This window comes from Streptomyces sp. NPDC092045 (assembly GCF_044756005.1).
Classification (GTDB): Bacteria; Actinomycetota; Actinomycetes; order Streptomycetales; family Streptomycetaceae; genus Streptomyces.
Genome location: NZ_JBIVSC010000023.1, coordinates 57,814 through 83,453 on the forward strand (window position 1 = coordinate 57,814; position 25,640 = coordinate 83,453).

Genomic DNA, 25,640 nt, shown 5'->3' on the forward strand with positions numbered 1-25,640 from the left:
CCCGGATCCCCCGTGCGGCGGCGCTCAGCCCGCCGTGCGGGGGATCCGCTTGTTCCAGGTGCGCCGGAAGACGACCTCGCCGCCCTCCCGGCACACCACCTCGTTCCAGGTGTGGAAGGCCTCCGCGTCGCAGGTGATCTCCGAGCGGGTCTCCACGCCGGCGTCCCAGTCCCGGTCGGGCCGGCGCAGCCGGATCGTCCAGTCCGAGCGGGTGCGGGCGGTCAACGGGCCGCTCTCCTCGATCGTGCAGGTCTCCAGGGCGTCCTCGGTGCACTCCAGGCCGTCCGGGTACACGCGCGTGCCGCCGTACTTCGGATCGACTTCGAGGCGCCACTCGCCCTTGGCCACGTCCCGGACCACCACCCGCTCCGGGCGCCGCTCCTCCGGCGCGGCCGGGTGCGCGACCTCCAGCGGCGCGGCCTGCTCCGGCTCCTCCCACGCGACCGCGTCCTCGGTGCGGCGGCGGACCGGCAGGGTGAGGGAGGAGCCCGCCGGGTCGAGCGTGAAGCCCGCCGCGTCGGGCCGGGGCCAGATCCACGGCCAGTACGTGGAGGAGACCGCGAGCCGCACCCGGTGGCCGGGCGCGAAGGCGTGGCCGATGCCGTTCAGTTCGAAGACGAACGCCTCCGTCTCCCCGATCAGGGCCGGTTCGGCCCGGTCGCGGCCGTGGCGGGCGGAGAAGTTCAGGGCGCCCCGGGTGACGAGGGTGGAGGAGCCGTCCGGGGCGATGTCGCAGAGCCGGGCGATCACCTGCCCGGTGGGCGCGGCCGCGCGCAGGGACAGGGTCACGGACGGGCGGCCCAGGATCTCGACGGGGTCGCCGTCCTCGGGCACGGGGAAGTCGAAGCAGGCCGAGTGGGCGTCCTCCTCGCGCTGGTCGGGCGGCAGGTCGGCGTCGTTGCCGAAGGGGAGGAAGCGGCCCGCGTCGATCCCGGTCTGCTGGGGCGAGTCGACGACCACCGGGGAGCCCTGGAAGCCGTACGTCACGGGGGTGACGTTCGGGGACGGCCAGGCGGGGTCGGCGACCCAGCGGCCCGGCAGCTCCTCGTAGACGGTGGCCGGCGGGTGCGAGTCGCTGATCCAGGACCGCAGCAGGGGCCCGTCCATCACGCCGTTCGCGGCCCCCTTGAGGTGGTGGTCCCACCAGCGCAGGGTCTCCTGGAGGAAGCCGATCGCGGGCCCGGGCGGAAGCCCCCGGTCCGGGTACTGGTGCGACCAGGGCCCGACGATCCCGCGCACCCGGTCCGCCGGCAGGTGCCGGACGAGCCGCAGCACGGTGTCCCGGTACGGGTCGTGCCAGCCGCCCACGGCGAGGACGGCGGCCCCGATCGCGCCGTAGTCCTCGCAGACGCTGCCGTGCCTCCAGTACGCGTCCCGGGTCTGGTGCGAGAGCCAGGTGTCGACGAGCGGCTCCACGGCCTCCAGGCGCCGCAGCCACATCGCCCGCCACTCGTCGCCGACGTGCTCCGGGTCCGGCGGCCGGCAGGAGAAGGCGAGCACGGCGGCGCCCCAGGCGTGCGTGCCCACGCCGAGGACCGAGCCGCCCATGTAGTGCACGTCGTTGTCGTACCGGTCGTCGGTGGAGCAGACGGTGACGACCGCCTTCAGCGGCTCGGGGGCGAGGGCGGCGACCTGGAGCGCGTTGCAGCCGCCCCAGGAGATCCCGAACATGCCGACGCTCCCCGTGCACCAGGGCTGCTCGGCGAGCCAGTTCACCACGGCCACGCCGTCCGCCAGCTCGGTCGCGTCGTACTCGTCGCCCGGCAGGCCCCCGCTGTTGCCGTGGCCGCGCACGTCCACCCGTACGGAGGCGTAGCCGTGGCCCGCGTACCAGGGGTGGCGCTGCTGGTCGCGGGGCGCGGTCCAGTCGGTCAGGCGGTACGGCAGGTACTCCAGGAGCGCCGGTACGGGCTCCTCGGTGACCGGGCGCCACACGCGCGCGTACAGCGGGACGCCGTCCGGCATCGGGATGCGGACGTCCTCGCGGCGGGTCTCGTACGGGAAGTCGGTGCGGATGCTTGTTCGGGACAAAGCGCCTACTCCTGCTCGTATCGTCTGATCACGAACATACCGGGGGTGACGGGAAGGCGCCCACGGTGATCGAAAGGTGACCGGATACGCTGGCTTGAGTGAATCCAGCGACACATCGACAATCCGCCTGATCGTTCCGTGTGATCGCTGCCGACCATGTGATCGACAGCAGGCGTCAGCAGACAGGAGACCCCTTCGTGACCGTCGTCGGGCCGTTCGGCCTCAGCGTGCGGGACCAGGCTCTTGAGGCCGATGTCCAGACCGGTCTGGCGGCCGTGGAGGCGGGCCTCCTGGACGCCACCAAGAGCGACGTCCCCTTCATCACGGAGGCCGCGCAGCACCTCGTCCTGGCCGGCGGGAAGCGCTTCCGCCCGCTGCTCGTGATGCTCGCCGCCCAGTTCGGCGACCCCCACGCGCCCGGCATCGTGCCCGCCGCCGTGGTCGTCGAGCTGACTCACCTCGCCACGCTCTACCACGACGACGTCATGGACGAGGCCGACGTCCGACGCGGCGTCCCCAGCGCCAACACCCGCTGGGGCAACTCGATCGCCGTCCTCACCGGCGACTTCCTCTTCGCCCGCGCCTCCCACACGCTCGCGGACCTCGGCCCGGAGGCCGTCCGCATCCAGTCCGAGGCGTTCGAGCGCCTGGTGACCGGCCAGATCCTGGAGACGGCCGGACCCACCGACGGCCGCGACCCCGTCGACCACTACCTCGACGTCCTCGGCGGCAAGACCGGCTCCCTCGTCGCCGTCGCCTGCCGCTTCGGCGCCATGATGGCCGGCGCCGACGAGGGCGTCGTCGACACCCTCACCCAGTACGGCGAGCGGCTCGGCGTCGCCTTCCAGCTCGCCGACGACGTCCTCGACATCGCCTCCGACTCCCACGAGTCCGGCAAGACCCCCGGCACCGACCTGCGCGAGGGCATCCCGACCCTGCCCGTCCTGCACCTGCGGGCCGCGGCCGCCGCGCACGGGCGCCCCGAGGACGTCGAACTCGTCGCCCTCGTCGACGGCGACCTCACCGACGACGCCCGGCACGCCGAGGTCCTGCGCCGGCTGCGCGCCCATCCGGCCCTGGAGCAGGCCCGCCGGGACACCGTGCGCTACGCGGAGGAGGCCCGCGCGATGCTGGCCCCGCTGCCCGACGGCTACGCCAAGTCGGCGCTCGCGGAGCTGTGCGACGCGGTGGTGCACCGGGCGGGCTAGGGGGCGTCCTGTGCCTGCGGGGCCTGTGGGGCCTGCGGGGCCTGCGGGGCCTGCGGGCCCGTGCCCGTCTCCAGGTCCCGGGCGAGTGCCCGGAGCCAGACCTCCACGTCCGTGAGCGGGGCCAGGAGCGGCGCGGGGACCCGCTCCGCCACCTCCGGCGGCAGGGGCGCGGGTTCGGCCCGTACGCCGTCCGGGGGGAATCCCGCCGCCCGCACGGTCGCCGCGACCACCTCCTCGGCCGCCTCCCGCGCCCAGCGCCGGGCCTCCGGCGGCAGCCCCGGCATGCCGTCCGTACGGGGCAGCCAGTAGGCGCCGACCAGCGTGCGCGACCCGTGGTCGAGCACCGCGAGCCAGTCGTGGGCGGCCTCGGGACCGGACGCGGCGGGCTCCGTCCGGTACTGCGCGTAGGCCGCCTCGGCGATCCGGAGCCGGTGCAGGGTGAGCCGCACGCCGGGGGAGGGGTTCCCGGGGGCCGAGGGGGGCGCGGGTGGTCCGGCCGGAGCCCTGTCCTTCCCGCTCCCGTCCCGTCCGCTCCCGTCCGCCGCGCTCCCGATCTCCTCCTCCCCGCTCCCGTCCGCCGCGCTCCCGTCCCTCTCCTCCCTGCTCCCGCCCTCCCCGCTCCCGTCCGTCACCGCCGCCGCCGTGGCCCGCACCACCGGTGCGGCGGACCGCAGCAGGGCCGACATCGCGTACCGGATCTCGGCGCGGGCCCCGGCGGGCCAGGCCAGCAGGCCGCACAGCAGGCCGATCGCGCTGCCGGTGAGCACGTCGACCAGCCGGGCCTCCGCGAGCCGCCAGGTCACCGGCGCGATCTGGGCGAAGGCCGTGGCGACGACCAGCGTGAACAGCCCCTGGCCCCGCGCCGGGCCGCCGAGCGGGCCCAGCGCGAAGGCCACCAGCATCATCGGCACGAGCAGCGCCGCGTACACGTCGGACGCGCCCCCGGCCCCCACGATCAGCAGCCCGGCCGCGAACGCCCCCGCCAGCGTCCCGGCGGCGGCCGACCGCACGGCCGACCAGGTGGCGCCCGCCGTGGTCCGCCCCAGCGTCAGGACGGCGAGCAGCACCCAGAAGCCGTGCGACAGGTCGAGCGACCCGGCCACCAGCCGGGCCAGCGCCAGGCCGAGCGCGGTGCGCAGCGCGTTCTGGAAGACGACGGAGCGCCGGGTCAGATTGCCCCTGACGCGGACGGCCACCAGCCGGACCGGCCCCGCCGCCGCGTACCAGAACTGCTCGCGGGGCAGCCCGTGGAGCCGCTCCCGGCCGCCGAGCGCGAGGGAGGCGGCCGTGCGGACGGTCACCGCCGACACCGCCGCCGTCAGGACCGTCGACCGCCGGACCAGGACGGCGCGCGGGACGGGCTCCGGCCCGGCGGCGGCCCCGCCGCGCGCCTTCAGGAAGTCCGCCACCATCTCTTCGAGGAGCTGCGGGCCGGGGAGGACCCGGCCCCGGCGCGCCCGGCCACCCTTCCGCAGCGCCGTCGCCGTCTCCGTGCAGCTCGCCGCGATCCCCCGCAGCAGGTCCGCCGAGACCGTGTCCCCGGGCGCCGGGACGTGCGCGGCGAGCAGGGCGAGCTGGTCGAGGAGCCGGCGGGTCGCGGCCCCCGCCTGGGCCAGGGCCCGGTCCGTCCGGCCCGCGCCCGTCGGCCGGGCCCCGGCGGGCAGCCGCGACAGGCGCAGCCCCCGCCCGGCCGCCCCGAGCCGCCCGGCGGCCTCCGGGTCCGGCACCCGCCCGCGCACGACCCCCGAGGCGGCACGGGCCGCCGCGTCCAGGGCGTCCGCGATCCGCCCGCGGTACGAGGGCTCCGGCGCGTCCGGGAAGAGCACCGCCTCGGCCAGGGCCAGGAGCGCCCCGCCGACGACGAGCCCGACGAGGCGCTGCGGCAGGGTCCCCGGCTCGTACGGCGGGAAGCAGGCCAGGATGTAGAAGAGCTGGAGCCCGGGGGCGGCGCCCGCGGTCCGGGGCCCGCAGGCCGCCCCGAAGGCCAGCGCGAACCCGACCGCCAGCATGCCCGCGACGGCCGGCCAGGTCCCGACCGCGAGGACGGTCCCGAGGGCGACGAGCACGGCGGCGGCCGGCACCGCCCGCAGCACGGTCGCGGCGCGGTCCCGGCCCGCTCCGGGCAGCGGCGAGAGGATGCCGAACGCGATGGGGGTGAACAGGGCGTAGATCCCGGCCACCGGCCGGTCCAGGAGGTACAGCGCCGGATAGAACCCGGCGGCCGTCGCGGCCGTGACGTGCGCGGCGTGGCGCCCGGTGCGCGCCACCGCGGAGAGCCCCTCGGCCATGACGGCTCCTCTCGCCCCGCCCCCTCCAGCCAGTCTCGCCCGGGAGCGCGGGCCCCGCCTTCGCGGAACCGGGAGCTCCGCATGTGGGGGTCCCCGTCGGTCTCGGGGTCGGGTCATCCCCAAGGGGTAGGCGAGGTTGATCCCGGGGGCTGACGCGTTCCGTTCCCCCGTTTGGTGAGATGGGGTACATCGACCACATGAGGCCGCTCGGGGCCTCTCCAGGGCGCACGGAGGTAGCGGAGACCATGGCAGCGAACGAAGTCCCCGGCGAGACCGTCGACGAGATCCGCGACGAGACCCGCGGCGGGGTCCGTCGCAGGGCGGGCCGGTACGTCGTCCCCGTCGCGGTGGCCGGGGTGGCCGCGGCGACCATCGGCCTGGTCCCGGCGCTCGCGGCGTCCGGCGACCCGGACCTTCCCGGAATCACGGCCCAGCAGCTCATCGAGAAGATCGCGGGCTCGGAGACCCAGACCCTCTCCGGCACCTTCAAGGTCTCCACCGACCTGGGCCTGCCGTCCCTCGGCGGCCTGGCGTCCGGTCTCGGGGGCCTGGGCGGCGGGGCGGCCTCCTCCACGGCGGACCCCTCGCAGAAGCTCACCGAACTCGCCTCGGGCACCCACACGCTGCGCCTGGCGGCGGACGGCCCCGAGCGCCAGAGGCTCACCCTGCTCGACGGCTCCGACGAGTACAGCCTGATCCACAACGGCGACGACGTCTGGGCCTACGACAGCAAGTCGAACGAGGTCTTCCACGAGAAGGGCGCGTCCGGGGGCCCGGAGGCCGGGAGGGAGGAGCTGCCCGCGACGCCCAAGGAGCTCGCGGACGAGGTCCTGAAGGCGGCCGGCGACACCACGTCGATCACGGTCGACGGCACGGCGAAGGTGGCGGGCCGGGACGCGTACCAGCTCCTGATCAAGCCGAAGCAGGCCGGTTCGACGGTCGCGTCGGTGAAGATCGCGGTGGACGCGGCGAACGGCACCCCGCTGAAGTTCACGCTCTCCTCGGTGGAGGGCGGCAAGCCGGTCGTGGACGCGGGCTTCACGAAGGTCGACTTCGCCCGGCCGGACGCCTCGGTCTTCGCCTTCGAGGCGCCGAAGGGCGCGAAGGTGACGGAGGGCGCGGAGGAGGCGCGGAAGCCGGAGAAGCTGCCCGAGGACTTCGGGAAGGACTTCGAGAAGGAGTTCGGCAAGGGCTTCGAGGACTTCGGCGAGGGCCTGAACGTCATCGGCGAGGGCTGGACGGCCGTCGCGAAGTTCGACACCGGCGCCCCGGTGCCCGGGACGGACGGGGCGCCGAAGGAGATCCAGGGCTTCCTGGACTCCTTCGGCGACGAGGTCACCGGGAAGTTCGGCTCGGGCACCGTCTTCCGGACGAAGCTGGTGAACGCGCTGCTCACCGACGACGGCAAGGTCTACGTCGGCGCGGTCACGAAGGACGCGCTGGTGGACGCGGCGAACGCCGGCGAGTAGCGGGCCGGCGGGCGGCGACGCGGCCGGGCACGGGCCCGGTTGGGACCCCGGGCGGGTCGGGGGCTGTGGTCACCGGCCCGCCCGGGCGTTTCTCCGCCTTTCCCGCGGTGGTTACGGGAAGGTCAGCTTGAAGGCGTTGATGTAGCCGGTGTCGGCCGAGGCCTTGTCCTGGACGCGGAGCTTCCAGGCGCCGTTGGCGACCTCCGAGGAGGCGTTCACGGTGTAGGTCTGGACGATGTTGTCGGCGCTGCCGCCGGCGCGGTTGTGCAGGTTGTAGACCGAGCCGTCGGGGGCGACGAGGTCGACGATCAGGTCGCCCTTGTAGGTGTGGACGATGTCCACGCCGACGGAGAGGTCGCTGGGGGCGTTGCCGGTGATCCCGGTGACGTTGACCGTCGAGGTGACCGCGGCGCCGTTGTCCGGGACGGCCACGTCGGCGGTGTTCTCGAAGACCTTGCCGGTGGGCGGGTTCGTGGAACCGGCGGACAGCGTCCAGATCGCGTGGGCGACGGCGTCGCTGTTGCGGTCCAGGGCGGTGTCGTTGATGTTCGACGTGGTGTCGCAGGAGGAGTGGTAGCAGCGGTCGAACGCCGTCGCCGTGCCGCCCCACTTGGAGACCTGCGCGCTGGTCTTCACGCGGCTCGCGCCGGTGAAGAGACCGCCGACCGGGACGCCCGCGCTCTTGAAGGGGGCGTGGTCGGAGCGGCCGTCGCCCTCGGTCTCGATCTCGGTCGGGACGCCGAGGCCGGCGAAGTAGCCCTTGAAGGTCTGCTCGATCGTCGGGTCGTCGTCGTAGACGAAGTAGCCCGGGTTCGGCGAGCCGATCATGTCGAAGTTCAGATAGCCCTTGATCTTCGAACGCTCGGTCGTCGGAAGGTTGTTGACGTAGTACTTCGAGCCGACGAGGCCCAGCTCCTCGGCGCCCCACCAGGCGAACCGCAGGTGCTTGGAGGGCTGGTAGCCGGCGCGGGACACGGCGAGCGCGGTCTCCAGGATCGCGGCGGAGCCGGAGCCGTTGTCGTTGATGCCGGGGCCCGAGGAGACCGAGTCGAGGTGCGAGCCGGCCATCAGGACCTGGTTCGGGTCGCCGCCCGGCCAGTCGGCTATCAGGTTGTAGCCGGTGGCACCGCTGGAGGTGAACGTCTGGAGGCTGGTGGTGTATCCGGCGGCGTCCAGCTTCGCCTTCACGAAGTCGATCGACGCCTTGTAACCGGTGCGGCCGTGGGCCCGGTTGCCGCCGTTGGCGGTGGCGATGGACTGGAGGTCCGTCAAGTGCTGCTTGACGGCGGTGAGCGAGATGTCGGGCGCGGCGGCGGCACCGGCGGCCTCGGCGGGACGGGCGGTGGCGCTGGTCCCGGTGAGGCCGCCGAGGGCGAGCGCCGCGAGGGCGGCGACCGCGGTGACGCGTCTGGGCACGGAGATGTTCATGTGGGGGCTCCGGATTCCGAACGGGGATGGGACGGAACGTGCGAGACGCCCCGGGCTCGGGAGCCGCGAGGCGTTGGAGCTGTACGTGTGCGTGTGCGGTGTTCGGTTGTGCGGCGCACGGGTGTTCCGCCGTGCGGGTGTTCCGTGGCACGTGCGTTCTGTTGTGCGTGCTGAATGTTCAGTGACGCGATGTGTTCACGTCAAGAGCGGAAACCGGTCAGGAGCGTTCGCTCACCGGACGGGGACGTCTGCCGCGGCCTTCGCCGACTCCCTTCCGCGCGCCGGTCCGCGAGGGTGCGCGCACCGTCGAGGTCCGGACTCCAGGTCCGAATACCGCCGGTGGACGGGCCGGGCCGCGACGACGCTGGAGGCATGCGCACCTCCGCCACCACCCACGTCCCCCGGGCCGTCCCGCCCGCCGCCCTCGCCGAACTGCGCGCCGTCGACGACGCCGGACGCCCCTGCGCCCCGTACCCGGCCACCGGGGGCGGGGAGCCCCTCCGCTGCTGTCTGCGCCCCGCCGCCCCCGGCGAGCGGATCGCGCTCGTCTCGTACGCGCCGCTGCGGCGCTGGGCGGCGGAGACGGGCGCCGAACCCGGCGCGTACGACGAGCAGGGACCCGTCTTCGTGCACGCCGGGGAGTGCGGGGGCCCCGCGCCCTCGGAGGAGTACCCCTTCGCGCGGCCCGGGGCGCTGCGCGCCCTCCGCCGGTACGACGCGGAGGGCCGGATCGTCGGCGGCCGGCTCCTGGAACTCCCCGGGAACCCCGCGGAGGGCTTCGACCGGGCCCTCGACGAGGCCTTCGCGGACCCCGCCGTCGCCCTGGTCCACGTCCGGGCCGTCGAGTACGGCTGCTTCCACTTCGAGGTCCGGCGCCCCTGACGCGGGGACCGCGGGCCCGGCGGCCGGGAAGCGCCGTTCACGGTTCCCACCGGTCGCGCAACAGCGCCTTCTCGGACGTTGCGGGTGCCGAATCGGGCATGCCGGGGCTCCGGAGGCGGACCGCGCGCCGTCCCGATCGATGATCGGCGGTAGCGGGATCCGACGGCGGTCCCGGCAGGGGGAGGCAACCGGTGTCGGTGACCGAGCTGTTCGTCGCGGACGGGACCACGTCCCACCTGTCGGAGCAGGCTCGTCGGAAGGCGGCGTGCCACGGGCGTGACCCGTGGCGGGCCGCTTCTCCGCGAGGGCGGGGACGCCTCGTCCCTCCGCCCCTGTCACCCTTCCCTGCTCCGGAGGTCCCTTCCATGGCATTCGCTGCCAGCGAGACACACCTGTGCGTCATCGGCGCCGGGCCGCGCGGCCTGTCCGTCCTCGAACGGATCTGCGCCAACGAGCGCGTCGCGCCCCGCCACGCCGCGGTGACCGTCCACGTCGTCGACCCGTACCCGGCGGGGGCCGGCCGGGTGTGGCGCACCGACCAGCCCCGGCACCTGCTCATGAACACCGTGGCCTCGCAGGTGACGGTCTACACCGACGAGAGCGTCGACGTCGCCGGCCCGATCGAGACCGGACCCAGCCTCTACGAGTGGGCGCGCGCGCTCGCCCACGGCGCCGGCCGGGACGACGTCGAGGATCCGATACGGGAGGAGGCGGCGGCCCTCGGCCCCGACAGCTACCCGACACGGGCGCTGTACGGGGCTTATTTATGCGAGGCGTTCGACCGCGTCGTCGCCCGCGCGCCCGGCCACGTGACCGTGCGGGTGCACCGCTGCCTGGCGCTGTCCCTGGACGACGCCGTGGTGCCGGGCGGCCCGCAGCGCGTGTGGCTGGAGGACGGCACCGTCCTCGACGGCCTGGACGCCGTGATCAGCGCCCAGGGACACGTGGAGGCGCGCCCCTCCCGCGAGGAGGACGACACGGCGCGGGCGGCGGAGCGGCACGGGCTGCGCTACCTGCGGCCCGCGAACCCGGCGGACGTCGACCTGACGGGCGTCGCGCCCGGCTCGGCGGTGGTCCTGCGCGGCCTCGGCCTCAACTTCTTCGACTACACGGCCCTGTTCACGACCGGCCGGGGCGGACGCTTCGTCCGCGACGCGACGGACTCCCTGGTGTACGTGCCCTCCGGCGACGAGCCGCGGCTGTACGCCGGATCCCGGCGCGGCGTCCCGTACTCGGCGCGCGGCGAGAACCAGAAGGGGGCCCACGGCCGGTACATGCCCCGCCTGCTCACCGAACAGATGATCAAGCAGTTGCGCAAGGAGAGCGGCGACCGGGGCCTGGACTTCCGCCGGCAGCTCTGGCCCCTGATCGCGAAGGAGGTGGAGAGCGTCTACTACGGCGCGCTGATCGCGACCCTCGGACGCGCCGGTGAGCGGGCGGCGCTGACCGACGCCTACCTGGCCGCGAGCGGCCCCGGCGAGGAGGCCGGCGTCCTGGACCGCCACGCCGTCCCCGGGGAACTGCGCTGGGACTGGGACCGCGTGGCCAGACCCTACGACCGGGCGGCGTTCGCCGACCGGACCGCCTTCAGGGCCTGGCTGCTCCGGCACCTGGCCGACGACCTGGCGTCGGCCCGGCAGGGCAACGTCGACGGCCCGGTGAAGGCGGCGCTGGACGTCCTGCGCGACCTGCGCAACGAGATCCGGCTGGCCGTCGACCACCGCGGCCTGGACGGCGCCTCGCACCGCGACGACCTGGACGGCTGGTACACGCCGCTCAACGCCTTCCTGTCGATCGGGCCGCCGCCCTCCCGGATCGAGGAGATGCGCGCCCTGATGGAGGCGGGCGTCCTCGACGTGCTCGGCCCGCGGCTGCGGGTGGAGTTGGACGACGCCGGCCCCGAACCGGCCTTCACGGCCTGGTCGGACGCGGTGCCCGGACCCGTGGTGCGGGCCACGACGCTGGTCGAGGCCCGGCTCCCCGAGCACGACCTGCGGCGCACCGCCGACCCGCTGCTGCGCCGGCTCCTCGCCGTCGGCCAGGCCCGGCCGCACCGGGTGCCCTCGGCGTCCGGCGACCACGAGACGGGCGGACTCGCCGTGACGGACCGCCCCTACCGGGTGGTGGACCTCCGGGGCGCGGCCCATCCGCGCCGCTTCGCGTACGGGGTGCCGACGGAGGGCGTCCACTGGGTGACCGCCGCCGGGATCAGGCCCGGCGTGGACTCGGTGACGCTGGGCGACTCCGACGCCATCGCCCGCGCGGCGCTGACCCTGGGACACGCCCGCACCCACGACCCCTCGGACGACGCGCTGACGGAGGTGCCGGCGTGACGCCGGACGGGGCCACCCACGGGGTGGCGGACCTGGGGCTGCTCTCGCCCGTGCGGGCGGGCAGCGCGGTGGAGGCCGTCGTCGGCGACGTGGCCTGGCTCCAGGCGATGCTGGACGCGGAGGCCGCGCTCGCGCGGGCGCAGGCGCGGCTCGGCACCGTGCCCCACGGCGCGGCGTCCGCCATCACGCGCCTGGCGCGCGCGGAGGAGCTCGACGTGCGGGCCGTCGCACTGGCGGCGCGGGAGACCGCGAACCCCGTGGTGGCCCTGGTGTCGGCCTTCACCGCGGTGGTGGCGCGGCAGGACCCGGCCGCCGCCGAGTACGTCCACCGGGGGTCGACCAGCCAGGACGTCTTCGACACGGGGGCGATGCTGGTGGCCCGGCGCGCGCTGACCGTGGTCTGCGACGACCTGGACGCCTGCGCCGGCGCGCTGGCGCGGCTGGCGGGCGAGCACCGGGACACGCCGATGGCGGGACGGACCCTGGCGCTCCAGGCGGTCCCGACGACGTTCGGCCTCAAGGCGGCCGGCTGGCGGCGGCTGGTCCTGGACGCCCGCGACCGCCTCGGGCGGGTGCGGGACCAGGGCCTGCCCGTCGCGCTGGGCGGCGCCGCGGGCACCCTGGCCGGGTACCTGGAGTACGCCGCCGTGGACGCCGGGATGACCGACGTGGAGGAGTACGTGCGGCGGCTGGTGGCCGCGTACGCGGAGGAGACGGGACTCGTCGAGCCCGCCCTCCCGTGGCACGTGCTGCGGACGCCGCTCGCGGACCTGGCGGCGGCGCTCGGCTTCGCCGCCGGCGCGCTCGGCAAGTTCGCCGTGGACGTCCAGCTGCTCGCCAGGACCGAGACCGGAGAGGTGGCCGAGCCGGCCCCGGCGGGACGCGGGGTGTCCTCGGCGATGCCGCACAAGGCCAACCCGGTGCTGGCCACGCTGATGCGCAGCGCGGCGCTCCAGGTCCCGCACCTGGCGGCCGGCCTCACCCAGTCCCTGGTGTCGGAGGACGAGCGGTCGGCCGGGGCCTGGCACGCCGAGTGGCAGCCGCTCCGCGAGGCGCTGCGGCTGGTCGGCGGGGCCGCGGAGTGCGCCGTGGAGCTGGCCGGAGGGCTGCGGCCCGACCCGGAGCGGATGCGGGCGAACCTCGCGCTGACCGGGGGGCAGCTCGTCACCGAACGCCTCACCGCCCATCTGGCCGGCGCGCTGGGCAAGGCGGTGGCCAAGGAGGTGCTGACCGAGGCCGCGAAGACGGCCCGGACCGGTGGACGGCCGCTGGTCGCCGTCCTGGCGGCGGACGACCGGGTCGCGTCGGCGGGCCTGGGCGAGGAGCGGCTGACCCGCCTGCTCGACCCGGCGGCCTACACCGGCGCCGCGGGCGTCCTCACCGACCGGGCGCTGGCCCCTCCCGGGGCCTCTCCCGGGGGCCTTCCCGAGGGTTCCCCCGGGGGAGGGGCGGGCCGATGAGCCCGGGGCGCCGACACGCCTGACGGAGAAGCCCGTTCACGGCGGAACGGCCCTCGGGCCGGTCCCCGCGCACCCCGGTGGCACGGCGACGTCCCCGGGGTGCGCGGGGCACCCCGGGGACGGTCACGCGCGGCGCGGGCCGGGCCGGAAGGGCCCTCACTGCACGCAGAACTCGTTCCGCTCCGGGTCCGCCATGACCACCCACGACCCCGACGGCTCGTCCACCTCGCGCAGGACCGTCGCGCCGAGCTCGATCAGGCGGGCGACCTCCTTCTCCCGGGCGCCCTCCTCCGCGTGGAGGTCCAGGTGGAGGCGGTTCTTGACGGTCTTCGCCTCCGGGACCCGCTGGAAGAGGATGCGGTGGCCCAGGCCCGCGTCGGTGTCCTCGTCGTACGGCTCGTCCGGGTGCCGCACGGCGGCGAGGTCGCGCCAGCCGAGCCGCTCGTCCTCCGTGCCCCCGCGCACGGTGGTCGTCACCTCCTCGGGCACGGCCCCCGTCCCGAGCAGCCGCCGCACGAGCGGACTGTGGTCCTCCTCCCGGTAGCGCAGGGCGGCGGCCCAGAAGGCGGCCTGCGCGTGCGGGTCCGTGGCGTCGACGACGAGCTTCCAGTGCAGGGGTCTCATGCCACCGGTTCTAACGCCCCCGCCTCCCCGGTGCCACCGGAACGGCCCTTTCCGCCGCAACGTCCTTCTTCTCCACCGGGGCGGGGTCCCGCCGGAACGGCCGCTCCGCCAGCGCCCCGCACACCTCGGCGGTCAGGGCGTCCGCCGCGTCCAGCGCCGCCGCCAGCGTGTCCGGGGCGGTGCCGAGGGAGGCGAGGAGGGAGTGGGCCCGGTCCGCGAAGTCCGGTGGTGCCGAGGGCAGTCCGCCCGCCTCCCGCACCGCCCCCTTCTCGTTCAGCACCCAGCTCCCCGCGTGCGCGTGCAGGGCCTGGACGAGGAGGCCGACCGCGCGGAAGAGGCAGCCCGCCACGTAGAAGGAGTCCCCGCGCACCGCTCCCTTCCGGGCGCAGGCCAGGACGAACGGCGCCTCCCAGCGCGCGTTCTCGACGAGCGCCACCCGCAGCGCGTCCGGGTGGGCGCGGCACCGCTCCCGGAGGTCCCGGAGCTCGCCGGAGGGATCGGCCAGGACGCGGCCGAGCGCCAACTCGCCCACGTAGGAGGGCGAGTAGAAGCCCAGGGGGTGGCCGGGCTGGGTGCCGATCTCGAAGCGGCCCTCCTCGCACTCCCGCCGGATCCGGTCCACCCGGTCCACGTCGCGGTAGATCCAGTCCACGTGGTGCCCGTCGACGGTCAGCCAGCCGCCGCCGTCCACCCACGGCCCCCAGCCGCCCGGCTCGGTCACCTCCACCGGGCCGCCGGTCAGCTCGGCCGCCAGCCGGCGCAGGGCGGCGGTGTCCAGCGGCGCCCGGTAGTACAGGCCGAGGTCGTAGTCGGAGTCCGTGGTGTGCGTCCCCCGCGCCCGGCTGCCGCCCAGGCACACCCCGACGACCCCCTCGACCCCGGACAGGCGGGTCGCGATCTCCCTCAGGCGTTCCATGCGGGCCAGTCTGCGGAGACGGACCGCCGCCCGCCACCCGATTACCGGTGCCCCGGCGCCCTACACCGGGGACTCCCTCGCGTCGTACTCCTCCCGCGCCGCCGCGATCTCGTTCTGGTGCTGCTCGGTCCAGGTCACCAGGGAACGGATCGTGACGTGCAACGTGCCGCCCAGGGGCGTCAGTTCGTACTCCACGCGGGGCGGGACCACCGGGTGGACCGTGCGCTTCACCAGACCGTCGCGCTCCAGCTGGCGCAGGGTGACGGTCAGCATGCGCTGGCTGACGCCGTCGATCTCGCGCTTCAGCTCCGTGAAGCGCAGCACGCGGCGGTCGAGGAGGGCGATGACGAGCAGGGACCACTTGTCCGCGACCCGGTCGAGGATCTGCCGGACCTCGCAGTCCTCGCGGGTGTCCCACTGGAAGGGGTCGGTGTCCCCCGCGGGCCCGTGGGTTCCCTCGCAGTGACTCGGTGACTTCGAAGTGCCTTCTTCCATGGCACCCGATGCTCCCGCAGGATGCAGGTGGTTACAAGAGGGAACCGGCCCTCCCGAACGTAACCGGCCCCTCCAACCCGCCCTGCCCTGGAGACAGTTGTGTCCTTCCGCGCCCGGAGCCTGCTCCTCGTCCTCTGCGGGACGATCTTCCTCGAAGGCATCGACGTCGCCATGCTCGCCGTCGCCGTGCCCGCCATCCGCGCCGACCTCGGCCTCACCACCGGAACCGCCGCCTGGGTGATGTCCGCCTACGTCCTCGGCTACGCCGGCTTCACCCTCCTCGGCGGCAGAGCCGCCGACCTGCTCGGGCGGCGCCGGATGTTCCTCGGCTGGCTCACCGTCTTCCTGCTCTTCTCCGGCCTCGGCGGCCTCACCGACCAGGGCTGGACCCTGATCCTGGCCCGCTTCGTGACCGGTGTCGCCGCCGCCTTCATGACCCCGGCAGCCCTGTCCGTCATCACCACCTCGTACGAGGAGGGGCCGCAGCGCAACCAGGCCCTGCTCATCTTCGCGGGCACCGCCGCCGGCGGCTTCTCGCTCGGTCTGGTCATCGGCGGGCTGCTCACCCAGCTCGGCTGGCGGTGGGTCTTCTTCGCCCCCGTCCTGCTGGCCGCCGGGGTCCTCGCCGCCGCCTTCCGGCTGATCCCGAAGGAGCCGCGCCCGGCCCGCCCGCAGGACGGTTTCGACCTCCCCGGGGCGCTCACCGCCGCCGGTGCGATGCTCCTCCTCGCGTACGGCGTCGTCCGTCTGGAGCACGGCCTCGACGGCTGGACGCTCACGGCCGCCGTGCTCGCCGCCGGGCTCGGCCTCGCCGGGGTCTTCGTCGCCGTCGAGCGCCGGGCCGCCGCCCCCCTCGTCCGCCTCGGCATCCTCCGCGAGGCCTCGGTCCTCCGTGCCGACCTGGGCGCCCTGTTCTTCGTCGGCTCCTTCTTCGGCTTCCAGTTCGTCGCGACCCTCTACCTCCAGGAGCTGCGCGGCTGGTCGCCCCTGGAGACCGCGCTCGCCCTGGTCGTCATGGGCTGCGACGCGATCCTCGCCCCGACCCTCACCCCGCGCCTGGTGGCCCGCTTCGGCAACGCCCGGGTGATCCTCGGCGGATTCGTCCTCGCCGTCGTCTCGTACGCGCTGTTCCTGCCGGTCGGCCCGGACTGGTCGTACGCCGCGATGTTCCCGACCCTGCTGCTCACCGGCCTCGCCTTCGCCCTCGCGTACGGGCCGCTCACCATCGTGGGCACGGAGGGGATCGCGGGGGAGGAGCAGGGGCTCGCGAGCGGGCTGCTCACGACCGCCACCCAGTTCGGCTCGGCCGTCGGCATCTCGGCGGTGACGGCGGTGCACGGACTCTCCGGCGGCGGCCTCGACGGCTTCCGGGCGGCGCTCGTCGTCCCGCTGGTGATGGTCGGCGTCGGGACGGTGATCACCGCCACGGGGGTGCGGCGATCCCGTGGCCCCGGGGCCGCCCCGGCCCCGGAGGCCCCGGCCGACGCCGTGGTCTGAACGCCCCGGGTGCGCCCCGGCCCCCCGGAGTTCTCGTCCGGGGGGCCGGGGCGCGCGGTCGTCGGCGGTCAGCGTCCGGTCGCGGGCGAGGTTTCGACCGTCCCCGCGGCCCCGACCGTCCCCGCCGCCCCGGCCGCTCCCGCCGTCCCCGCCGCCCCGGCCGCTCCCGCCGCCGTCGCCGCCGCGATCGCCGCCCGGCTGCGCCGGTTCGTCCGCAGGGCGTCCCAGGTGAGGATCGTCAGGGCCAGCCAGACGAGGGAGAAGCCCGCCCAGCGCTCCGGCGGCATCGCCTCGTGGAAGTAGAGGACGCCGAGGAGGAACTGGAAGGTCGGCGCGAGGTACTGGAGCAGGCCGAGCGTCGACAGCGGGACGCGGATCGCCGCCGCGCCGAAGCAGACCAGCGGGATCGCCGTGACCAGGCCGGTGGCGGCGAGCAGCGCGGTGTGGCCGGCGCCGTGCGAGCCGAACGCCAGGGTCCCCCGCCCGCCGAGCCAGGCCAGGTACGCGAGGGCCGGCAGGAACTGGACGGCGGTCTCGGCGGCCAGCGACTCCAGGCCCCCGATGTTGACCTTCTTCTTCACCAGGCCGTAGAGCGCGAAGGAGAAGGCGAGGACGAGCGAGATCCAGGGCGGCTGCCCGTACCCGACCGCGAGGACGAGCACGGCCGCGAAGCCGATGCCGACCGCCGCCCACTGCGCCGGGCGCAGCCGCTCCTGGAGGACGAGGACGCCGAGGGCGATGGTGACGAGCGGGTTGATGAAGTAGCCGAGGGAGGCCTCGACCACGTGGCCCGTGTTCACGGACCAGATGTAGAGGCCCCAGTTCACGGTGATGACGGTGGCGGCGAGGGCGATCAGGCCGAGCTTGCGCGGGCTGCGCACCAGCTCCCGCATCCAGCCCCAGCGGCGCAGGACGAGCAGGGCGAGCCCCACGAAGGCCAGGGACCACACCATCCGGTGGGCGAGGATCTCGATCGCCCCGGCGGGTTTGAGGAGCGGCCAGAAGAGGGGGACCAGCCCCCACATGGCATAGGCGCCGATCCCGTGGAGCAGGCCTGCTCGTCCCTCGTTCTCCGTCTTCACCGGACCTCCCGCCCTGTGCCGCGCCGTCCTGCCGGCCGTTGCGTCGACGGTAGCGCCGCACGGGGCGGGTTGTCATGCCCGTACCGCTATACGGTCATGACGGTCACGCACCGTTCCGCGAAGGGCCCGGGAGGCGCCCTCCGGCGTTCAGGAAGCGTCCAGGGCCTCCTGGACCGAGACGCCGACCGGGGTGGTCGGGCGGCCGATCAGCCGGGTCAGGTCACCGGTCCGCAGGGCGAGCGCGCCGTGCTCGGCGGCCCGGTCGACGTCGACCAGGATCTCGGCGAAGGCGCGGGGGAGCCCGGCGCCGGTGAGGATCTCCAGGTGCGCCCCGGCGGAGACGGGGGTGTACGTCACCTCGCGGCCGGACCGGGCGGAGACCTCGGCCGCGTACTCGGCGAAGGACCAGGCGGTGTCGCCGCTCAGCTCGTACGCCTTGCCCAGGTGCTCCTCGGCCGGGCCGGTCAGGACGGCGGCCGCGGCGGCGGCGTAGTCGGCGCGGGAGGCGGAGGCGATCCGGCCCTCGCCCGCGTTGGAGACGACGGCGCCGTGGGCGAGGACGGGGGCGAGGTTGGCGGTGTAGTTCTCGCTGTACCAGCCGTTGCGGAGCAGGGTGTACGGCAGGCCCGAGGCGAGGATCAGCTTCTCGGTCTCCTTGTGCTCGGCGGCCAGCTCGAAGTTGGCGTCGTCGCCGCCGAGGATTCCGGTGTACGCGAGCTGGGCCACGCCCGCCGCGCCGGCCGCGTCGATCACGGCGGCGTGCTGGGCGACGCGCTGCCCGACCTCGCTGCCGGAGATCAGCAGTACCCGGTCGCCGGCCCCGAAGACGTCCGCGAGGGTCTCCGGGCGGCCGTAGTCGGCGATCCGCAGCTCGACCCCGCGCTCGGCCAGGTCCGCCGCCTTCTCCTCGTCCCGGACGACGGCGACGATCCGCTCGGCGGGGACGGAGCCGAGGAGGGCGTCGACGACGAGGCGGCCGAGCTGTCCGGTGGCTCCGGTGACGACGATGCTCATGGTGCTTCCTTCTGCGTGGGGTGCGGTGGGCTGTGCGCTCACCGTACGACGGGCACTAACTTTTCGATAGTGCCCACTTTGAAGTAAGGTACTGGCATGGGAGTAAGTGAAGAGGCGGGTGTGGTGCCCCCGCTGCCCGACGTGTTCGCGCAGATGTGCCCCTCGCGCGCCGTCCTGGAGCACGTCACCAGCCGCTGGGGCGTGCTCGTCCTCGCGTCCCTCCTGGAGCGGCCGTACCGCTTCAGCGAGCTGCGCCGCCGCATCGGGGGCGTCAGCGAGAAGATGCTCGCCCAGACCCTCCGGACCCTGGAGCGGGACGGCTTCGTCCACCGCGACGCCAAGCCCGTCATCCCGCCCCGCGTCGACTACGCCCTCACCCCGCTCGGCACCGAGGCCGCCCGCCAGGTCTGGGAGCTCGCCCACTGGAGCGAGCGGCAGGTCGCCGCGGTCCAGGAGGCCCGCGAGCGGTACGACGAGGCGCGTCGCGAAAGTGCCACCGCTCTGTCCCAATGAGGTAGTAGCCACGGTGGGTTGACCCGTCAGGTCGTACGATCTGATCGCCGTTCGGGCAATCCGGTAGGGACCGTGGGGGAACTGTGGCGTACGGGGACCGAAGACTGCTGCGCGCCTGCTGTGCCGTGCTGGTGGGCGGGCTGATCGCGACCGGGTGCGCCGACGGACGCGACGACGGGGCGAAACCCGGCGGCAGGGCGAGTACGGGCGGGGCGTCGGCCCCGGGAAGTACGGCCCCGGCCCCCACCCCCACCCCCACCCCCACCGCGCTCGACTTCACCCCCGACCCGAAACGCGCGCCGAAGACCGCCGCCGACGCCCGGCGACTGGCCCTCGCCGTCGTCGCGGGGCCCGACGCCTGGGGCCCGGACTACGTGAAGCGCACCCCGCACCTGAGCGACCCCGACTACTGGCCCGTGCTCGGGGACGGCTGCTCGTGGGAGACCGGCACCCGGCCCCCCACCGTCCTGCACAGCGTCACTGCCTACAGCGAGGTCCCCGCCGTCGACGGCCGGGGCACCCTCCGGGTCGCCGCCACCGTCACCGTCCACCGCACCGAGGACGACGCCGACTGGGAGATGGCCGGGACCCTGGAGGAGGCGCTCCGCTGCCCGGACCAGAGGCTCCGCGACGGCGAGAGCATCAAGGAGCTCATCTCCCTCGGCAACCCCTTCGGCCTCGGCGGCAACTACACCGCCGCCGACTCCCTCGGCGAGCGCGGCGGCTACTACAACGACGAGTTCCCCGGGAAGCAGTTCTACGGCTGGTACCAGTCGAGGATCGGCCAGGTCACCGTCGCCACCGTCGTCAAGGGCGCCCCGGGCTACAGCGAGGAGACGACCGACACGACGATCGGCACCGTCTCCGCCCAGGTCCAGGCCCTCGTCACCATGCTCGAACGCGTCAAGGACGAGCTGGAGGTCCAGTCATGAGCCCTGTGAACCCGAGGGACGACCGGCAGCCGGGGGCCGGCCGGGGGCCGGAGGGCGACCGTGTGGCGGAGCCGAGCGCCCGCCCGGGGCCGGAGGGCGACCGGGGGCCGGAGACCGGCCGCGCGCCGGAGGATGCCGGCGCGCCGGAAGGCGCCCGGGGGGCGGAGCGGGGCGCCGGCCACGGGCCGCAGGATGCCCGGGAGGCGGACGACGACCGTCCGTCGACGGATGCCCGGGGGCCGGAGACCGGCCGCGCGCCGGAAGGCGCCCGGGTGCCGGAGCCGGGTGTCGGCCACGGGCCGCAGGATGCCCGGGAGGCGGACGACGGCCGTGCGTCGACGGATGCCCGGGGGCCGGAGACCGGCCGCGCGCCGGAGGACGGCCGTGCGGCAGGGCCGGGTGTCGGACACGGGCCGCAGGACGCCCGGGAGGTGGACGACGACCGCGGGCCAGAGACCGGCCGCGCGTCGGAGACCGGCCGCGCGCCGGAGAACACCGGCGAACCGGAAGGCGCCCGAGGGGCGGAGCCGGGCGTCGGCCAGGAGTCGCAGGACGGTCGTGAGCCGGGGGACGGGGCCGGGCCCCGGCCGCCGCGCGATCCCCGGATCGGACCCCTGCCGAGCGTCCCGGCCCGGCCGGGACCCAGGCGGCGCCCCCAGGGCACGGCCGAGTCCGGGCCCGGCCACCAGGCCCCGCCCGCCGCCGGCCCCCGGAACCCGCCCGGGACCGGGGACGGAGCCCACGGCGGAGCCCCCTTCGCCGCCGACCCCCGGAACCCGCCCGGGACCGGGGACGGAGCCCACGGCGGAACCCCCTCCGGTGTCGGGCGGCCGACCCCGCCCGGGGCCGGGCACCAGGAACACCGGCCCCCGCACCCGGCCGGGCCCCCCGCGGGGAACCCCGCAAGGGCCACCCCCGGCGACCTCCACCCCCTCCTCCCCTCCGACCCCTCCCTCATCGCCGGCTACCGGCTGCTCGGGCGGCTCGGAGCCGGTGGCATGGGGGTCGTCTACCTGGGCCGTACGGCCAACGGCGAGCTCGCCGCCGTCAAGGTCACCCACGCCGACCAGGCCGACCAGCCCGACTTCCGGGCCCGGTTCCGCCGCGAGGTCGAGGCCGCCCGCCGGGTCTCCAGCCCCTGGGCCGTCCCCGTCACCGGCGCCGACCCGGACGCCCCCGAGCCCTGGATGGCCACCGCCTTCGTCGCCGGACCCTCCCTCGGCGAGGCCGTCACCGCGCACGGCGCGCTGCCCGAGCGCAGCGTCCGCCTCCTCGGCCGGTCCGTCGCCCGCGCCCTCGCCGCCGTGCACGCGGCCGGCCTCGTCCACCGGGACGTGAAACCGGGGAACGTCCTCCTCGCCGTCGACGGCCCCCGCCTCATCGACTTCGGCATCGCCCGCTCCACCGGCGAGACCGCCCTCACCGCCACCGACATGGTCGTCGGCACCCCCGGCTTCCTCGCCCCCGAGCAGGCCGAGGCCCGCGCCGACGCCGTCGGCCCCGCCGCCGACGTCTTCGCCCTCGGCTGCCTCCTCGCGTACGCGGCGACCGGACGCCCGCCCTTCGGCACCGGCGCCCCGGACGCCCTCCTGTACCGGACCGTCCACGACGAGCCCGACCTCACCGGCGTGCCCGAGGGGCTGCTCGACCTCGTCCGGGCCTGCCTCGCCAAGGATCCCGCCGCCCGGCCGACCGCCGCCGGGATCGGCGTACGGCTCGTCGAGGACGCCCCCGGCGACGCCGCCGAGTGGCTGCCCGCCCCCGTCGTCCGGACCATCGCCGAACGCTCCGCCCGGATGCTCGCCCTGCCCGAGATCGACGCGACCGCGTCCGGCACCGGCCCGGCCCGGCCGCCGAAGCACAGTAGACGCGGCTTCCTGCTCCTCGCCTCCGGCGCCGCCGCCCTCGCCGTCGGCGGCGGCTCCGTCGCCGCCTGGTCGGCCCTCCGGGGCGACGGGGGCGGGAACGACGGCAAGAACCCCCCTCCCCGCACCGCCTGGAAGATCGGCGTCCTCGCCGACCTCTCCGGCCCCGCCAGGGAGATCGGCCGGGCCCAGGAGCGCGGCGCCCGCCTCGCGGTCGAGCAGTTCAACGCCCGCGAGGACAAGCCGTTCGCCCTCGAACTCGCGGTCTCCGACGACCGGGGCGACCGGAACGCCGCCCTCGAAGCGGCCCGCAGGCTCACCACCGACCCCGGCGTCGTCGCCGTCCTCGGCCCCACCTCCGACGCCACCGGACAGGCCGCGCTCCCCGCCTTCGAGGAGGCCGGCCTCCCGCTGCTCACCACCTCGGCCGGTTTCAACCTGTTCACCCTGCGGGACAAGCAGAGCCCGCCCAACGTCACGGTCCTCCGGGCCGTCCCCAACCACCCCATGGGCGGCACGTACCTCGCGTACACCGTCACGCTCCTGCCCACCATCAGGAAGCCCGGAGTCCTCCAGGAGCGCACGGACGACCAGTACAGCTGGCTCCTCGTGCGCGGCGTCCAGTTCGGCTTCGGACAGGCGAAGATCGAGCCGCTCTACCGGGTCGTGCCCGCCCGCGCCCGGGACTACCGCCGGATCCTCGGCGAGATGATCGACGCGGGCATGGACGCGTACGTGCACTGCGGGGTCCGCGGGACCGCCGTCCTCGCCGCCCGCGCCCTCCTCGAACTCGGCTTCACCGGGCCCCGGTTCGGCGGCCAGCACCCCTTCGGGCCCGCCTTCCTGAAGGAGGCCGGGCCCGCCGCCGAGAACTGGTTCTTCGGCGCGCCCGTCCTCGACCCCCTGACCCGCGAGAAGGACACCAAGATCGACGCCGGGGAGCGGCAGAAGGCCGTCGCGTTCGTCGCCGCGCACCGCAAGCGCTACGGCGCCCCTCCCGCGTACTACACGGGCGAGTCGTACGACGTCGTCAACATGGTCCTCGACCAGCTCGCCGCGAACGCGAAGGCGGGCAGGCCCCCGGCCCGCAAGGGCCTCTGGGCGCAGCTCCGGGCGAAGAGGTACGTGGGCGCCATGGGCGGCTACTCCTTCGACGAGTACGGCGACCTCGCCGGCGTCGGCACGTTCGTGCACGGCGTGCAGAACGGCGCCTACAAGTCGCTCGGCGTCGCGCCCTCCACCCCGCAGAACCGGCCGAAGGCCTGACCGCCCGTGCAGCCGCTCCGCAGGACCGACCCGTCCTCGATCGGGGGCCACCGGCTCCTCGGCCGCCTCGGCGCCGGCGGCATGGGCGTGGTCTACCTCGCCCGTACCGCCGGCGGAACGCTCGCCGCGCTCAAGATCATCCGCGCCGAGCACGCCGCCGACCCCGGATTCCGGGAGCGGTTCCGCCGCGAGACCCGGGTCGCCGGGCGGATCACCGGCCGCTGGGTGGTCCGCGTCCTCGGCGCCGACCCGGAGGCCCGGGAGCCGTGGCTGGCGACCGAGTTCGTCCCCGGGCCCTCGCTCGCCGAGGCCGTCGGGCTGCACGGAGCCCTGCCCGAGCCGACCGTACGGGCCCTGGGCGCCCGGCTCGCCGCCGCGCTCGCCGACGTGCACGCGGCGGGCCTCGTCCACCGGGACGTCAAGCCGGGGAACGTCCTCCTCGCCCTCGACGGCCCCCGCCTCATCGACTTCGGCATCGCCCGCTCCGCCGGGGCGACCGCGCTGACCGCCACGGACGCGATGATCGGCACCCCCGGCTTCCTCGCCCCCGAACAGGCCCGCGTCGGCGCCGCGGACGAGGTCGGCCCGGCCGCCGACGTCTTCTCGCTCGGCTGCGTCCTCGCGTACGCCCTCACCGGGGAACGCCCCTTCGGCACGGGCGCGGTGGCCGCCGTCGTCTACCGCACCGTCCACGAGGAGCCGGACCTCCGCGGGGTCCCGGACACGATCCTGCCCCTGGTCGCGGCCTGCCTGGCGAAGGACCCGGCGGCCCGCCCCACGGCCGCGCAGGTGCGAGCCGCCCTCGGGGAGGCCGGCGGACCGGCGGGGGACTGGCTGCCGCCCGGCCTGCCCGCGCTCATCGCGCAGCGGTCCTCGCGCGTCCTCGACCTGCCGGCCCCCGAACCGACCCTGCTCGCGGCCCCCGAAGCCCCCACGGGGGTCTCGCGCCGCCGCGTCCTGGCGGCCGGCTCGGCGGCGGCCGTCGTCGGAGCGGGCGGCCTGACCGCCTGGCTCCTCGGCCGGGGCCCCGCCGGGAAGGGCACGGGGACGGGCGCCGCCCTCCCCGCGTACACGATCGGCGTCCTCACCGATCTGAGCGGCCCCACCAGGGCGGCCGGGCGGGCGCAGGAACGCGGCGCCCGGCTGGCCGTGGAGACCTTCAACGCCCGCCCGGACCGCACCTTCGACGTGGTCCTGCGGACGCTGGACGACGGCGGTCAGGGCGCGCGCGCCACGGCCGCCGCCCGCACCCTCCTCAAGGACGAGAGGCTCGTCGGCGTCGTCGGCCCGACGACCGTCCCGAGCGTCACCGCCGCCGTGGCCGAACTCGTCGACCACTCCGTCCCCCTGGTGAGCGTCCTCGCCGCCGTCCCGAACGGCATCTCGGTGGACGGCCAGACCACCAAGCGCACCTACTTCGAACCCCGCCCCTCGCCGGACTCGATGGTCGTCCCGTTCGCCCGCTACCTCTCCGAGCGCGAGGTCGTCCGCACCGCCGTCGTGGAGGACCGCGACGGCGGCCGGTCCACCTGGTTCGCGGTCAACAGCCTCAAGAAGACCCCGCCCTCGCAGGCCCAGGGCGGACGGGCGACCTCCCACCCGGTCGAGGCGGACAGCGAGGACTTCGCCGCCGCCGTACGGGACGCCCTCGCGACGGACCCGCAGGGCGTGATGTACGTGGGGACCTCACCGCGCCGGGCCGCCCTCTGCGCCCTGGCCCTGCGCGACCAGGGCTTCCGGGGCCCCTGCGGCAGCATCGAACAGCCCTTCGCGCAGGAGTTCCTCGACCTCGCGGGCCCGGCGGCCGAGGGCTGGTACTTCGGCACGTCCCACGTCGACCCGGACGGCCTCCCGAAGGCGAAGGCCTTCGCCGCCGCCTACCGGAAGCGCTGGGGACTGCCCGCCACCATCCCCGTCGACCCGTACGCCACGGAGGCGTACGACGCCGTCAACTGGACGCTCCAGGCACTGGGCACGACGGTCGGCAACCACTCCGAGTCGGTGGCCTCCGGCGTCTCCAACGGCCTCCGGCAGACCCCCTACAAGGGTCTCGCCAAGACCTACTCCTCGGCGGGCAGGGAGAGCGTCGCCGCGAGCCTCGTCGGCCTCTTCCTCTGGCAGGTGAGGAACGGGAAGCCGCACTTCCTGGGGGATTTCGCGGACGCGGCGGTGGCGGAGGCGAAGAGGACGAAGAGGACGTGAGGGGGGCGGGCCCGCGAGGACCCGCCCTCCTTCCGCACCTTCGTGTCAGTCGTTGACGGTCCAGGTGTCGTTGCCGGTGAGGAGTCGGGTGAGGTCGCCCTTGCCGTGTTGGTGGACGGCGGTGTCGAGTTGGTG

18 protein-coding genes are annotated in these 25,640 nt (G+C 75.3%); 10 read left to right on the forward strand and 8 right to left on the reverse strand.

Annotated features, from left to right (window positions below; genetic code table 11):
- Positions 1-24: 24 nt before the first annotated feature.
- Positions 25-1,965 carry a CocE/NonD family hydrolase gene (locus tag ACIQKA_RS31295; protein ID WP_402543052.1) on the reverse strand — a complete coding sequence of 647 codons (1,941 nt, stop codon included), beginning with the start codon at positions 1,963-1,965 and terminating at the stop codon, positions 25-27.
- Positions 1,966-2,228: 263 nt separating this feature from the next.
- On the opposite strand from ACIQKA_RS31295, the gene ACIQKA_RS31300 reads away from it, so the two are divergent.
- Positions 2,229-3,239, forward strand: a complete 1,011-nt coding sequence (locus ACIQKA_RS31300) for a polyprenyl synthetase family protein (protein ID WP_383157063.1) — start codon at positions 2,229-2,231, stop codon at positions 3,237-3,239.
- Here the strand turns inward: ACIQKA_RS31300 and ACIQKA_RS31305 are convergent.
- Complete coding sequence (locus ACIQKA_RS31305) at positions 3,236-5,527, reverse strand: FUSC family protein (RefSeq protein WP_402543046.1); 2,292 nt, start codon at positions 5,525-5,527, stop codon at positions 3,236-3,238. The two genes, ACIQKA_RS31300 and ACIQKA_RS31305, sit on opposite strands and share 4 nt — an antisense overlap.
- 245 nt (positions 5,528-5,772) lie before the next feature.
- On the opposite strand from ACIQKA_RS31305, the gene ACIQKA_RS31310 reads away from it, so the two are divergent.
- Positions 5,773-6,996, forward strand: coding sequence for an outer membrane lipoprotein carrier protein LolA (locus tag ACIQKA_RS31310; RefSeq protein WP_390110721.1), 1,224 nt, complete (start codon positions 5,773-5,775; stop codon positions 6,994-6,996).
- A 111-nt stretch (positions 6,997-7,107) separates the two neighbouring features.
- Here ACIQKA_RS31310 and ACIQKA_RS31315 read toward each other — a convergent pair whose 3' ends face one another.
- Positions 7,108-8,424 carry a M28 family metallopeptidase gene (locus tag ACIQKA_RS31315; protein ID WP_383430396.1) on the reverse strand — a complete coding sequence of 439 codons (1,317 nt, stop codon included), beginning with the start codon at positions 8,422-8,424 and terminating at the stop codon, positions 7,108-7,110.
- 372 nt (positions 8,425-8,796) lie between these two features.
- Between ACIQKA_RS31315 and ACIQKA_RS31320 the strand changes: the two genes are divergently transcribed.
- The 3 genes from ACIQKA_RS31320 to pcaB all read left to right on the forward strand — a co-directional run bounded on the left by ACIQKA_RS31320 (position 8,797) and on the right by pcaB (position 13,099).
- Entirely contained in the window at positions 8,797-9,306 is a 510-nt protein-coding gene (locus ACIQKA_RS31320; RefSeq protein WP_391094400.1) for a DUF1203 domain-containing protein, read from the forward strand.
- 365 nt (positions 9,307-9,671) lie between these two features.
- Positions 9,672-11,639, forward strand: a complete 1,968-nt coding sequence (locus tag ACIQKA_RS31325) for an FAD/NAD(P)-binding protein (protein WP_402543047.1) — start codon at positions 9,672-9,674, stop codon at positions 11,637-11,639.
- Entirely contained in the window at positions 11,636-13,099 is a 1,464-nt protein-coding gene (gene pcaB / locus ACIQKA_RS31330; protein WP_383159284.1) for a 3-carboxy-cis,cis-muconate cycloisomerase, read from the forward strand. The genes ACIQKA_RS31325 and pcaB overlap by 4 nt, the downstream gene beginning before the upstream one ends.
- A gap of 156 nt (positions 13,100-13,255) precedes the next feature.
- Here the strand turns inward: pcaB and ACIQKA_RS31335 are convergent, their stop codons facing one another.
- From ACIQKA_RS31335 to ACIQKA_RS31345, 3 genes are read right to left on the reverse strand one after another with little or no spacing between them, the layout of a single operon-like run.
- Positions 13,256-13,723, reverse strand: a complete 468-nt coding sequence (locus tag ACIQKA_RS31335; RefSeq protein WP_383159286.1) for a VOC family protein — start codon at positions 13,721-13,723, stop codon at positions 13,256-13,258.
- Between the two features lie 10 nt (positions 13,724-13,733).
- Positions 13,734-14,639, reverse strand: a complete 906-nt coding sequence (locus tag ACIQKA_RS31340; protein WP_383430407.1) for a nucleotidyltransferase domain-containing protein — start codon at positions 14,637-14,639, stop codon at positions 13,734-13,736.
- A 60-nt stretch (positions 14,640-14,699) separates the two neighbouring features.
- Complete coding sequence (locus tag ACIQKA_RS31345; protein ID WP_383159291.1) at positions 14,700-15,134, reverse strand: winged helix-turn-helix transcriptional regulator; 435 nt, start codon at positions 15,132-15,134, stop codon at positions 14,700-14,702.
- 99 nt (positions 15,135-15,233) lie between these two features.
- Between ACIQKA_RS31345 and ACIQKA_RS31350 the strand changes: the two genes are divergently transcribed.
- Positions 15,234-16,631, forward strand: a complete 1,398-nt coding sequence (locus tag ACIQKA_RS31350; protein WP_402543048.1) for an MFS transporter — start codon at positions 15,234-15,236, stop codon at positions 16,629-16,631.
- 68 nt (positions 16,632-16,699) lie between these two features.
- On the opposite strand, the gene rarD is transcribed toward ACIQKA_RS31350, so the two are convergent.
- Together rarD and ACIQKA_RS31360 are read right to left on the reverse strand one after the other, a co-directional pair.
- Positions 16,700-17,713: an EamA family transporter RarD gene (rarD, locus tag ACIQKA_RS31355; protein WP_402543049.1), complete on the reverse strand. Its 1,014-nt coding sequence runs from the start codon at positions 17,711-17,713 to the stop codon at positions 16,700-16,702.
- Positions 17,714-17,860: 147 nt separating this feature from the next.
- Complete coding sequence (locus ACIQKA_RS31360) at positions 17,861-18,727, reverse strand: NmrA family NAD(P)-binding protein (RefSeq protein ID WP_402543050.1); 867 nt, start codon at positions 18,725-18,727, stop codon at positions 17,861-17,863.
- Between the two features lie 96 nt (positions 18,728-18,823).
- Between ACIQKA_RS31360 and ACIQKA_RS31365 the strand changes: the two genes are divergently transcribed.
- From ACIQKA_RS31365 to ACIQKA_RS31380, 4 genes are all read left to right on the forward strand, one after another.
- Complete coding sequence (locus ACIQKA_RS31365; RefSeq protein ID WP_383159298.1) at positions 18,824-19,240, forward strand: winged helix-turn-helix transcriptional regulator; 417 nt, start codon at positions 18,824-18,826, stop codon at positions 19,238-19,240.
- Between the two features lie 83 nt (positions 19,241-19,323).
- Positions 19,324-20,172, forward strand: a complete 849-nt coding sequence (locus tag ACIQKA_RS31370; RefSeq protein ID WP_383430415.1) for a hypothetical protein — start codon at positions 19,324-19,326, stop codon at positions 20,170-20,172.
- A 998-nt stretch (positions 20,173-21,170) separates the two neighbouring features.
- Positions 21,171-23,303, forward strand: a complete 2,133-nt coding sequence (locus ACIQKA_RS31375) for a protein kinase domain-containing protein (RefSeq protein WP_391094408.1) — start codon at positions 21,171-21,173, stop codon at positions 23,301-23,303.
- 6 nt (positions 23,304-23,309) lie between these two features.
- Positions 23,310-25,505, forward strand: coding sequence for a bifunctional serine/threonine-protein kinase/ABC transporter substrate-binding protein (locus ACIQKA_RS31380; RefSeq protein WP_402543051.1), 2,196 nt, complete (start codon positions 23,310-23,312; stop codon positions 25,503-25,505).
- Positions 25,506-25,640 lie beyond the last annotated feature (135 nt).